The organism is Anaerosoma tenue, from assembly GCF_023161965.1.
Taxonomy (GTDB): domain Bacteria; phylum Actinomycetota; class Coriobacteriia; order Anaerosomatales; family Anaerosomataceae; genus Anaerosoma; species Anaerosoma tenue.
The window spans coordinates 81,473-92,969 of record NZ_JALNTY010000002.1; the positions used below are offsets into that span (position 1 = coordinate 81,473).

At 66.9% G+C, this 11,497-nt stretch carries 13 protein-coding genes; 1 reads left to right on the forward strand and 12 read right to left on the reverse strand.

Translation table 11 applies throughout. The features are described 5' to 3' along the window. Positions 1–48 precede the first annotated feature (48 nt). The 7 genes from ispE to metG all read right to left on the reverse strand — a co-directional run bounded on the left by ispE (position 49) and on the right by metG (position 6,525). The gene (ispE, locus tag MSB02_RS05295) at positions 49–921 is read right to left on the reverse strand and encodes a 4-(cytidine 5'-diphospho)-2-C-methyl-D-erythritol kinase (protein ID WP_267194195.1); all 873 of its coding nucleotides are present in this window, start codon (positions 919–921) and stop codon (positions 49–51) included. Positions 922–994: 73 nt separating this feature from the next. Continuing rightward, on the reverse strand, positions 995–1,276 hold the full coding sequence (locus tag MSB02_RS05300) for a Veg family protein (RefSeq protein WP_267194196.1): 282 nt from the start codon (positions 1,274–1,276) through the stop codon (positions 995–997). A gap of 42 nt (positions 1,277–1,318) precedes the next feature. After that, positions 1,319–2,185, reverse strand: a complete 867-nt coding sequence (rsmA, locus tag MSB02_RS05305; RefSeq protein WP_267194197.1) for a 16S rRNA (adenine(1518)-N(6)/adenine(1519)-N(6))-dimethyltransferase RsmA — start codon at positions 2,183–2,185, stop codon at positions 1,319–1,321. Between the two features lie 18 nt (positions 2,186–2,203). Then, on the reverse strand, positions 2,204–3,295 hold the full coding sequence (locus MSB02_RS10535) for a 3D domain-containing protein (RefSeq protein WP_323748505.1): 1,092 nt from the start codon (positions 3,293–3,295) through the stop codon (positions 2,204–2,206). Between the two features lie 157 nt (positions 3,296–3,452). Next, positions 3,453–4,088, reverse strand: coding sequence for a flavodoxin family protein (locus tag MSB02_RS05320; RefSeq protein WP_267194198.1), 636 nt, complete (start codon positions 4,086–4,088; stop codon positions 3,453–3,455). Further along, the gene (locus tag MSB02_RS05325; RefSeq protein ID WP_267194199.1) at positions 4,085–4,936 is read right to left on the reverse strand and encodes a TatD family hydrolase; all 852 of its coding nucleotides are present in this window, start codon (positions 4,934–4,936) and stop codon (positions 4,085–4,087) included. Before MSB02_RS05325 ends, MSB02_RS05320 begins: the two co-directional genes overlap by 4 nt. A gap of 26 nt (positions 4,937–4,962) precedes the next feature. After that, positions 4,963–6,525 carry a methionine--tRNA ligase gene (gene metG / locus MSB02_RS05330; protein WP_267194200.1) on the reverse strand — a complete coding sequence of 521 codons (1,563 nt, stop codon included), beginning with the start codon at positions 6,523–6,525 and terminating at the stop codon, positions 4,963–4,965. 116 nt (positions 6,526–6,641) lie between these two features. On the opposite strand from metG, the gene MSB02_RS05335 reads away from it, so the two are divergent. Then, entirely contained in the window at positions 6,642–6,884 is a 243-nt protein-coding gene (locus tag MSB02_RS05335) for an AbrB/MazE/SpoVT family DNA-binding domain-containing protein (RefSeq protein WP_267194201.1), read from the forward strand. Between the two features lie 12 nt (positions 6,885–6,896). Here MSB02_RS05335 and rsmI read toward each other — a convergent pair whose 3' ends face one another. From rsmI to MSB02_RS05360, 5 genes are all read right to left on the reverse strand, one after another. After that, positions 6,897–7,733: a 16S rRNA (cytidine(1402)-2'-O)-methyltransferase gene (gene rsmI, locus MSB02_RS05340; protein WP_267194202.1), complete on the reverse strand. Its 837-nt coding sequence runs from the start codon at positions 7,731–7,733 to the stop codon at positions 6,897–6,899. Then, positions 7,726–8,739 carry a hypothetical protein gene (locus MSB02_RS05345; RefSeq protein WP_267194203.1) on the reverse strand — a complete coding sequence of 338 codons (1,014 nt, stop codon included), beginning with the start codon at positions 8,737–8,739 and terminating at the stop codon, positions 7,726–7,728. The genes rsmI and MSB02_RS05345 overlap by 8 nt, the downstream gene beginning before the upstream one ends. Positions 8,740–8,772: 33 nt before the next feature. After that, positions 8,773–9,903, reverse strand: coding sequence for a DUF362 domain-containing protein (locus MSB02_RS05350; protein ID WP_267194204.1), 1,131 nt, complete (start codon positions 9,901–9,903; stop codon positions 8,773–8,775). Beyond that, a complete protein-coding gene (locus MSB02_RS05355) occupies positions 9,900–10,877 on the reverse strand; it encodes an ROK family protein (protein WP_267194205.1) in 978 nt (325 codons plus the stop codon). Before MSB02_RS05355 ends, MSB02_RS05350 begins: the two co-directional genes overlap by 4 nt. A 76-nt stretch (positions 10,878–10,953) precedes the next feature. Further along, entirely contained in the window at positions 10,954–11,448 is a 495-nt protein-coding gene (locus tag MSB02_RS05360; protein ID WP_267194206.1) for an ImmA/IrrE family metallo-endopeptidase, read from the reverse strand. Positions 11,449–11,497 lie beyond the last annotated feature (49 nt).

Genomic DNA, 11,497 nt, shown 5'->3' on the forward strand with positions numbered 1-11,497 from the left:
TACCGCCATCCCTGCACTCAAGGAAACGTAAGGAAACGTGCCGGCAGGTCAGTCTCGTTCGACCGCACACGCGCGGCCGCACGTCCGCGTCGCGGCGCTCCAGTAACCTGCCTCCGCCGCGTGGGCCGCACATGCCTCGGCAGAGCCGCCGGCGTCGCAGATGCCGAACACCGCCGAACCGCTGCCCGCCATCGCCGCCCCGAGCACCCCGGGGTGCGACCGGACCAGATCGAGCGCGTGGCCCACCGACGGGACTAGACGAGCCGAGGAAGGAGTCATGGCGTTGAACAACAGTGCGGCCACGCGTTGGGCATCCCCCTCGACGAGTGCGCGCTCCAGCGGCTCCACCGGTGGCGCAGCCTCATGCGGCATGTCGTCGAACGCCCGGTACGCCTCGGCAGTGGCCACAGGCTCCGCAGGCCGGACCAACACCACCGGGACGTCCAGCGCCGGAAGACGACGCAGGAAGACATCCCCGCGGCCCGTGAAGCGCGCCGCCCCTCCATCGAGGAAGAACGGGACATCCGCGCCAAGAGAACGGGCGATGCTGTAAAGGTCCTCACCGCGCTCTGAGACACCCCAGAGCGTCGCCAGGCCGACGATCACGGCTGCGGCGTCGGAGCTCGCCCCGCCGAGCCCCGCGCCTGCCGGTACACGCTTACGAACGGTCACCGAGACGAGAGGCTCCCGGTCGAAGTGCTCGGCCATGGCCAGCACGGCTTTGTACGCAAGATTGTCGTCGTCCGCCAACCCGAGGTCGGGCACGCACGAGAAGCGTAGGCGCTCCGCCGGGCCCACGGTCACCTCGTCGCCGAACTCAAGCGCGTGGAGCACCGTGTCCACGGGATGATAGCCGTCCGGCCGGACCGGTCCGACCGCGAGATAGAGGTTGACCTTCGCCGGCGCGTGGATGCGGAGCATCGTTCCTCCCCGGGCACACGACACGCGGGGCATCGGAGCCCCGCGTGTCGTCATGATCTGCCGTGACCTGCCCTTAGTTGAGCCAGCCGAAGATGCATTCGCCGGTGTCGCAATCGGTCAGCTCGACCGTTCCGGTGAGGATGTCGACGTAGCTGTATGAGACGCGCGCAGTGCGGCCCCGCTTCTCGTCGATCTTGAGAACGAACAGACTCGGATGCGTCTGCTCCAGAACACCCTCGCGTTCAAGAACCTTTGAGCGGCCCATGTTCGCCTTGAGCTTCATGCGCTCGCCCATCATGGACTCGAGGTCGGCACGTATACGGCCGACGACCTGGACCTGATTCAGAGTATCCATGTATCAACCTCCTCGAAGAGAGTTAGTATACAGAAGATTGTGTCAGAACACAACTCCGCCGGACCCCTCAGCGGCTGCGCCAAGGGCCAGGAACTGCTCCACGTCGAGGTTCTCCGCGCGAAGCGTGCCGTCGATCCCCGCACGGCCGAGAATCGTCGATGCCGTTGCCGCGTCGACCCCCAGGCCCGCGGCCAACGAGTTCCGCACCGTCTTGCGCCTCTGGGAGAACGCGGCGTCCGCGACCCGCCCCGCAACCGCTATGCGTTCCGCGGCAGCACGCTCCGCGCGCTCCAGGCGGATCACAGACGAATCGACCCGTGGCGGAGGCAGGAAGCACGTGCGGGGAACGGGGAAACGGCCGGTTACCCGTGCCCTCAGAGCCAGCTTCACCGTGTAGGCTCCATACGCCTTCGTCCCCGGTATAGCCGCCATCCGGTCGGCCACCTCGGCCTGGACCATCACCACGGCCCGCTGCAGTGACGGCATCTCCTCGAAGAAGCGGAGCACGACGGTCGCGGCGACCGCGTACGGCAGGTTGGCCACAAGCGCTCGCGGCGCGTCATCCCCGGCGCCGAGCAGGTCGACCGGAACGGTCACCGCGTCGGCGTGCACGACCCGCAGACCCCGGCTCTCGTCGGCCAGCTCTGCGAGGACGGGGATGAGGCGTGCGTCGTACTCGACGGCAGTGACATGGGCGCCGACGGCAAGCAGCGCATCGGTGAGCGTACCGATACCGGGTCCGATCTCGAGGACACGCTCTCCGGGTCGAAGCGCTGCGCTATCGACGATGCGACCGACGATGTTGTCGTCCACGAGGAAGTGCTGGCCGAGCGCCTTGCGGGTGTACAGCCCGTGTCGCTTGAGAACGCCGATCGTAGCCGACGGAGTGGCCAACCTGGAGTGCGGCATGTGGCGCGGGCCTCCGGGCTAGTCGGCGAGGATGGTGATGGCCACGCTCCGCCTGCCCCATGCGCGAGCATCGGCAACCGCGGCGGACGGGCCGCCCGACCAGAAGCAGACATCGATAGTGGTGCCCTTGATCGCCCCGCCCGTATCAGCAGCGACCGCATACCCGTAGCCCGGCACGTAGAGCTTCGTCCCCAGCGGGATGACCGAAGGATCCACCGCGACCACGCCCCATCCGGCCGGGATGCCGTAGTAGGAGATCCTGTTCTCGATGATGGGCAACCCACCGCATCCGGGGTCCCAGGGTGTGTACGCGGTGGCCGTGACCCTGAGCGTCCGTCCCGACGACTCCGGTGCATCCGCGCCCGACCGGGCACCGGGCGGCGTGGCGCCGGACGCCGCCATCTCGACGTTCACAGGCGGAGGGGGCTCCCTCGTCCCGACCTTGACGACGGCAGGGATCGGCTCCTCGAGGATCTCCTCGGCCTTGACGACCCGCCCGACCTCGACATCGCCCTGCATGAGCACCTGGAACACGCGAACGGCGCGGCCTTGCACGCCTTCGCGCGCGGTGGAACTCTCACCCACGAGCAGACCCGCATCGGGCTCCTCCACCGTGTCGAACGCGACGTCGACTTCTTCCTTGACGATCCGCGTGTACACCTCGGCGGCCGTGATGACCATCCCCTCCGTAAGGGGGGCGTCGATCGAGGGCGTGACGGCGATCCCTCCTGTGGGGTCGAGCCCCACGGCGACCAGCGCGTCGGCGACGGTGCTGCCGATGACCCTCACATCCACGGGCGTGCCGCCGCAATCGATCGTCACCGGGACCGCCTGCCTCACGACGATCTCCGCGCCATCGGCGATCGGCTGCTCAGGCAGCGGACTGACGAGATCGCCCTCGTCGAGGACGATCTCCACCTCCTGGAGAACGTCCGCCACGGTGGCGGCGTCTGTCTTGTGATAGGCGACCTTGCCGTCGACGACGACCGTGACGCCCTTCTTGGCCCAGGCGAACCCGTATACTGCGCTTGCTGCGACTACGATGGCTAGTGCGACTACTGCGACGTGGTGGTTCTTCAACAGGCGGGCCGGTTGAACCGGCGTACGCATAGCAGCCTTTCGACTGGTTACAGTGCCCTGTCTGCACGCGACCTTCGGAGTATAGCCCAACCCCGCCGCTCCGGGCCACGGGGCCGAACGCTGGACGCGACGAACGGCGGTGTGGACGCGAGGCGGCACGAGCGCCCGGTGGCGATGGGCGGTCGGATCACTCCGCCTGTCTGCGACGAGCGGCCTCGAGCGCCACCGCCGAGCCCAGGATGCGCGCCCCCTCGAGTGCATGGAGCCGATGTGCGATGTCGCCGGGGGCGTCGACCCCGGACGCCTTCATCACATCGAGCACGTCGACGCCGAGCACCGCCATCACGCTGCGAGTGGTCGCCTCGGCGGCTTCGAACCCGTACGGATCGCCGCCGCTGCGTGCCAGCAGGACCGCTCCGGGGCGACGCGGGGGCCGTGGACGGTCGAGCACGTGCGTACGCGCCCAGTACGGCTGCATCCGGTCGTAGAGGATCTTGAGGGTGGCTGGCACGGTTGCGAAGTACACCGGGGAGGCGACGACGATCGCGTCGGCCGAGTCGAGCGTGGCGAATACGTCCTGCCACCCGTCCGCCAGTATGCACTCCCCCGTCTCCGAGCAGTCGTTGCAGCCCCGGCACGGAGCGAGGCCGGCGTCGGCCGCAACGAGCGTCTGCGTTCGCGCGCCGGCGATCGCAGCGCCTTCGAGCGCCGCCTTCAGGAGCGTGTCGCTGTTGCCCCCGCGCCGCGGACTGCCCGCGATCCCCAGCACGAGCGGCTGTGCCGTCTGCGGGGCCTGACCGGTATCGTGCGCGTTGGCGCTCATAGGACATGCGCCCGGCTAAACAGCTGGCGAGCGTTCGCCAGCGCGGATCGCGCCACCTCGGCATGCGGAAGATCCTTCGCATCGGCCACGGCCTCCGCATTGAGTACCGCGAAAGCCGGCTCGTTGGGCCGACCCCGATATGGATGCGGCGCGAGGAACGGGCAGTCGGTCTCAACGAGCAGGCGGTCGAGCGGGACGATGCGGGCCGCCTCGCGCACGGCATCCGCCTTCTTGAACGTCACGGGTCCCGCGAACGAGATGAAGCAGCCGAGGTCGAGGAAGCGCCGCGCGAGCTCGGGCCCTTCGGTGAAGCAGTGGATGATGCACCCCGCGGGTGGAGGCCCGACCTCCTCGATGATCTCGAGTCCCTCCTCGTGAGCCTCGCGCAGATGTATCTCCACCGGAAGCCCCACCTCATGCGCCAGCGCGAGGTGCGCGCGGAACCACGCGCGCTGCGTGTCTCTCGGGGAGTGGTCGTAATGGAAGTCGAGGCCGAGCTCGCCGAACGCGCCCACCCGCGGATCGTCGGCCAGCTCGCGCAGGCGCACGAGGAGCGCGTCGTCGCCCTCCTTGGCGTTGTGCGGATGCCATCCCACGATGAGCCGCACGTCCGGCACGGACAACCCGTCTGCATCGAGGTGTCTCTGCGCGTCACACACCCATCCCTCGAGCCCGCCAAGGGTGCTCTCAGGCGCCTCGGTAAGATCCACTACCGTTGCCACGAGCGCTATACGCGCGTGAGCGGCGCGCACGAGCGCCGCCACCGGATCGTCGAGCATCGCGAGGTGCGCGTGAGCGTCCACCGAGGGGGCGCCGAGGTCGGGCAGGACGGGCAGCGATTCGACCACGGTTCTTCCCTTCCGGTCCTTTGCGGCTATACCTCGTCGTAGATACGCGGGAACAGGGACTCGCCTTTGGTGACGGGCGAGCCCTCGGACAGGCCTCCCCATTCGGCTGCCTGAAGGATATCGTCCACTGCTGTGATATCCCCGAGGCCGAGGCGACGCCACACCTCCGCGGACGTCGCGGGCATCACCGGGGCCGTGAACAGCGCGGAGATACGCACCGCCTCGAGGGCGTTGTACAGCACCGCGGCCAGCCGCTCGGTATCACCCTCCTTGGCCAGAGTCCAGGGAGCGCTGTTCTCGATGTAGCGGTTCGCGTACTTGATCAGCTCCCAGGCGCTCTCGAGCGCTGCCGAGTAGTCCAGGCGCGACATGTGGTCCTCGTACGTCTCGGGCAGCTTGCCGGCGATCGCGCGCATCGTCGCATCCTCGTCGGTCTCTCGTGAGAGGTCGGGCGCGGCGGGCGCGAAGCCGTCGAAGTACTTCTCGGTCATGTTGAAGAGGCGCGAGCACAGGTTGCCCCAGTCGTTGGCGAGGTCACCGTTGTAGCGCTGGACCATGCTTTCCATCGAGATGGACCCGTCATGGCCGAACGAGACATCCCGCAGGAAGTAGTAGCGGTACGCATCCACGCCGAACCGCTCCACGAGCGAGGCGGGTGTCTGTGCGTTCCCCTTGGACTTGCTCATCTTCTCACCCTTGGTGAGCAGGAACCCGTGAGCGAAGACGCTCTTGGGGGGCTCGATGCCGGCCGCCATGAGCATCGCGGGCCAGATCACGCAGTGGAAGCGGATGATGTCCTTGCCTACGAAGTTGTAGTCGGCCGGCCAGTAGCGCTCGAAGCGCTCGATGTCGGCGGGGTCATCGCTGCCATAGCCAAGCGCCGTGATGTAGTTGAGGAGGGCGTCGATCCAGACGTAGGTGACGTGCCCTTCGGCGAAGGGGATCGGAACCCCCCAGGAGAACGTGGTGCGGGAGATGGAGAGGTCCCGCAGGCCACCCTGCACGAACGAGACGACCTCGTTGCGGCGCGTCTCAGGCTGCACGAACGCCGGGTTGGCCGCGTAGAAGTCCAGGAGCGGCTGCTGGAACTCGGAGAGCTTGAAGAACCAGTTGTCCTCACGGATGAACTTGACCTCGCGCCCGCACTGGGGGCAGATGCCGGGCTCCTCGAGCTGGTCGGCGGTCCAGTAGGTCTCGTCCGGAACGCAGTACCAGCCCTCGTAGTGGCCCTGGTAGAGGTAGCCGTCATCGTGCAGCTTCTGCCAGAAGGCCTGCACGCCACGCTTGTGGCGCTCCTCTGTGGTGCGGATGAAATCGTCGTACGAGATGTCGAGCATCCGCCACGCCTCGGTGAACTTGGGAGCGATCGAGTCGACCCACTCCTGAGGCGACACGCCGTGCTCCTCGGCAGCCTGTGCGATCTTCTGACCATGCTCATCGAGTCCTGTGAGGAAACGGACGTCGTGGCCGGTCATCCGCCGGTAGCGCGCGATCGCGTCGGCGGCGACCGTGGTATACGCGGTGCCAAGGTGTGGTTCGGCGTTGACGTAGTAGATAGGCGTAGTGACGTAGAATGGCGCCTTGCTCACCGGTTGTTACCTCATCTCCGGTATGGGTATTTATGGAAGCGACTCCATATCCTGCAGACAGTCCCACATCATACCGCACCGTATGGTGCGAGCTCTCGACAGAGGGAGATGGTCCGATGAACGACACCGGGATAGTGCGCCGGGTGGACGACCTCGGCCGCATCGTCATACCGATGGAGCTGCGACGGACGCTGGGTATCCACGTGAAAGACCCGATCTCGATATCCGTGGACGGTGAACGCATCATCCTCGAGCGATACCGCGAATCGTGCGTGATATGCGGGAGCGAGGACGACGTGAGGACCGTGAAGGAGCGTCCCGTGTGCGCGGCCTGCATCGCCGATATCAAGCGACGCTAGGCGTGTAGGCTCCTAGCCGAGAGAGATGCGATAGACATCGTTGCGGGGCAGGCCGAACTCGCTGGCGGCCGCCCTCACGGCATCGCGACGCGAGAGGCCCGTCGATTCGAGCTCGCGCAGCCGATCTGCCACCGCCTCCTCGTCGATCGCCAGCTGCGCGGGAGCGCGTGGAGGACCCACGAGGATGACCACCTCGCCCTTGAGCTGCCGCTCGGCGAACAGCCCTGCGAGTTCGCCGATCTCGGCACGCGCAACCTCCTCATGAAGCTTCGTCAGCTCCCTGGCGAGCGCCGCCGCACGCCCGGGGAACGCCTCCGCCAGAGAAGCAAGCGTAGCGGCCGCGCGACCGGGAGACTCGTAGAAGACGAGCGTGGCATCCAGGTCGATCAGTCTCTTGAGCGCCCTTGAACGCTCACCCGCCTTCCGCGGGAGGAAGCCGCCGAAGTAGAACGAGTGCGCGGGCAGTCCGCTCGCAACGAGTGCGGTGAGGATAGCGGACGCGCCCGGCAGCACCTCCACGGGCACTCCGGCCTCCAGGCAGCCGTCCACGAGGTCTTCGCCAGGATCCGAGATGCCCGGCATGCCCGCGTCAGACACGAGCGCGATGCGCTCGCCTCGCTCCATGCGGTCCACCAGCTCCGGCGTCTTCGCCATGCGGTTGTGCTCGTGGTACGCCTCAAGGGGCGTGTGGATGTCGTATCGCGAAAGCATCTTGCGGGTCACCCGCGTGTCCTCGGCGGCGATCACATCCGCGGTACGAAGCGCGTCAAGGACGCGGAGCGTCACATCGCCCAGGTTGCCGATGGGCGTGGCGCAGACGAGCAGGCGTCCCTGTGCTCCTTCACTCATCGCCGGGCGGCATATCCGGCTGCTGCGGCTGCGGATCCGATTGCGGAGGCAAGGTCTCCGCCGTCGGGGGCGCATATGCGGGCGGCGCATATGCGGATGCAGCAGTCGCCGTGACCGGCTCCAGGCCGGCCAGCTTGCGGAAGAACAGCGTCCAGGCCGAGTGCACGAACGTCGCGTAGATCGCGTTGGGCACCATCAGTACGAGTATGAGCAGCAGTCCGAGCAATGCGGCCAGCGCATACTGCTCCCCTATGGCCAGGAACACGATGGCGATGGCCACCGGCACCACGACGATCGCTATGGCCACGCCGTACGCAACGCCTGGCAGCAGCATCACCAGCCAGAAGACGAATAGCCCCTTCTTAGCCCACAGGTCGTTCCACGCCTGCTTGATCGCCACTCCGAAGGTCATGTCGCGCAGCACACCGTAACGGATCGCAACGGGCGAGATGATGCCGATGATGAACGCCGCCGCGATGAGCACCACGATGAGCAGCGGAGCGACGAAGCAGAGGCCGGCGCTGCCGGCCGCCACACCGAACGAGTTGTCGGAGGCGAGTCCGCCTGCGGTCGAGGCAAGCGCGACCATGGAGAACACGAGCACTATCGCGAGCAACGGGAGCCCGAGGACGAACTGGACCATGAAGGTCCGTCCCCACTTGGCGAACCCTACCGACCACGCGTCCCCCAGGGCGGGGGTCCGGCCCTCAGCGGCTTCGTTGGTCCCGTGGGCGATGCCGCCCTGAGCCGCGATCCCGAGGATCCACAGCGCGATGCCGACGATGAGGAGCGCGCCTAGGAGGATAAGGACGAGCCCGAAGTTGGTCTCAAGCCAGCGACCGAACTGGTCACCGGTCCGACCGAAGTCGTCGGAGCCTGTCTGGTAGCTGCTGCCTCCCGAACTCCCGCCCCCGCCCATCGCGCCGGCGAAGAGACCCAGTATCCAGAGCGCCTTGTAGCGCCAGGTGATGTTCCACGCACGCTTCAGCAGGTCGAAGTAGTCCACGTCGAGCTCCTGTCCGTCTCTTGTCGGTGATGCCTAATCGACGCGCACCAGTTCGTACTCGCGCGTACCGAGCCCCATCTCTTCTGCATATCGTATCGCGTGGGTACCGTCCACACCGGTGATCGCCACGAACTTGTCGTCACCCGCGGCAAGACCTTCGCCACGCGAGCCGGCGAGCCCGGTCGCTTCGGTAACGAGATCGTACGCGGCCTGCTCGATCGCCACGATGTCCGTGGAGGCGAGGATGCCTATATCGGGCACCACGGGCGCATCCGAGAACTCGAAGCAGTCGCAGTCGGGGGTGACGAGCGTGACGAACGATACGTAGACGATCTTGCCGTCCTTGCCATCCAGAGCGCCGGCCACATGCTCGACGATCTTCTCCTGGATGCTCGTGGCATCGGTCTTCCACTGCGTCGCGATCGCCCCGTACGGACACGCCGCGACGCACTCGCCACAGCCGTAGCACACCGAGTAGTCGACCACGGCGTACGAGTCCGGACCGATCGTGATGGCGTCCACCGGGCACCACCGGACGCAACGCCCGCATGCCGTGCACGCATCCGGCGTCACCTCCGGACGGAAGTCGGCGTGCATACGCTGTTTGGCCGAGCGGGAACCCAGACCCATACCCACGTTCTTGAGCGCGCCGCCAAAGCCCGTGGCCTCGTGGCCCTTCACGTGCGTCACCACGACCATCGCGTCGGCATGCACGGCAGCCGAGCCGATGCGCACCGAGTCGAAGTGGCGACCCTTGACCGGGATATCGATAGCGTCGCGCCCGTCGAGACCGTCGGCGATGATGAGCGGCGCATCCACCGTCGCGAACGAGAAGCCGTTGTGTATCGCACACGCGAGATGGTCCACGGCATTCGCGCGCTCGCCACGATAGAGGGTGTTCGCGTCGGTCAGGAACGGCTTGCCTCCGGCGTCACGCACCCTTCTGACCACCTCGCGCAGGAACACCGGGTGGACGAATCCTGTGTTCCCCTGCTCCCCGAAGTGCAGCTTGACCGCCACCAGATCGCCCTCGGCGATCGCCCCTCCGAGTCCTGCCCTGCCGAGGAGCCCGCCCATGCGCGCCACCATGCTGCGCTTCATGCGCGAACGCATCGGCGCGAAGAACACCTGTGCGGACGCCTTCTCCGTACCCGCGGCGCTCATCGCTGTATCCCCTCGCGCGAATCGTGCTCGTCGAACGCGAGCGCCGCAGCGCCGAGCATTCCCGCGTCATTACCGAGTTCGGCCTGGACCACCCGCACGTCGCGTCGACCAGCCAACGCCTCCGCATCGATCATCTCGGCGGCGCGTTCTACCAGGAAGCCGCACGACTCACCCACGCCGCCACCCACGATGACGAGCCGCGGGTTGAGCAGGTTGACGACTCCCACGAGCGCCCGTCCGAGCACCTCTCCCGCCTCGAGCAGGATCGTCCGCGCGTCCTCGTCGCCCGCGAGAGCGGCCTCGATCACATGCTCAGCGGTGATCTGCTCCGCATCGCCGCCGGCCGCCTCGCGCAGGGTGTGGGCACGGAACGCCCGCGCGGCTTCTCTTCCGCGCGCCGCAAGGGCGGGGCGCCCCACGAACGACTCGAGATGACCGGTACCGCCACACGGGCAGGGCGGCCCGTCGAGGTCGACCACCATGTGGCCGATCTCAGCGGCGAGACCGCGCGACCCCCGATAGGGTTCTCCGTTGAAGAACAGCGATCCGCCGACGCCCGTGCCGAGCGTGATCATCACGAAGTCGCGGGCCTTCTTGCCCGCCCCGAACCTGCTCTCGCCGATCCCGGCGCAGTTGCTGTCGTTGTCGATCGTCACGGAGTGGCGTACCCGTGACATGATCAGCGAACGCATATCCACGCCATTGAGGGGGAGGTTGGTGCAGAACTCCACAGACTGCTTGAGGAAATCGATCTGCGCCGGCAGCCCGACGCCGATCCCGGCGATCTCGGACGGATGGACGCCTGATGACACGTCTTCGATGAGCTCGATGATCGCATCCACGATCGCGAACGGTCCGGCGTCCCTGGGGGTGAGCGTACGGACCTCCTTGACGATCCTGCCCTTGCGCTCGACGAGCCCGGCGGCCACTCTCGTGCCGCCGACATCGACGCCGACTGCGTAGGACGTTCGCATGCCTATCTACCTCCCGGGCTTGGAAGAGCCGATACCGACCCTCCGTCGATGATACCAGCAGGCGCCGACAGCCCGGTCAGTAGTCCCAGACCACGCCGCGGCTCTTGATGATCCCCAGGTCGCGCATCGCCTCGAACATGCGCGCTTCCGGCACACCGAACAGCCCGGCCAGATAGCGGTAGTCGTTGAACCACTTCTGGGCCTGGTCGCGGACTATGAAGCCCGGGGTCGTGAACTCGGCCGCCATGAGATCGGCCACCTTGTGGTCGCGCTCCCGGTCGCGAGGATACGACTCCTCGGGATCGTTGATGACGACGAGGACATGGGCAAGCACGTGGCCGAGCCCCAGTTGGCGCACCCCGATGGGCCGTGACGAGTTGAGCAGTATCGCGGGGAGACCGTCTTCGTAGATCAGCGCCGCGTTGAACCACGGCGGGAGGGACAACGTACGGACGGGTATGCCGAGATGAGAGGCGACCGTCTCCAGCGCGATCGGCGGCTCGCTCACACCGGCCGCGCGGAGCTCGTCTTCAACGAGCTGACGGTAGTATGCATCGCTGCGAAGTGTCACGAACACCCTTCTGACCGCCGCGATAGGGAATACGATATACGTGTTGCCG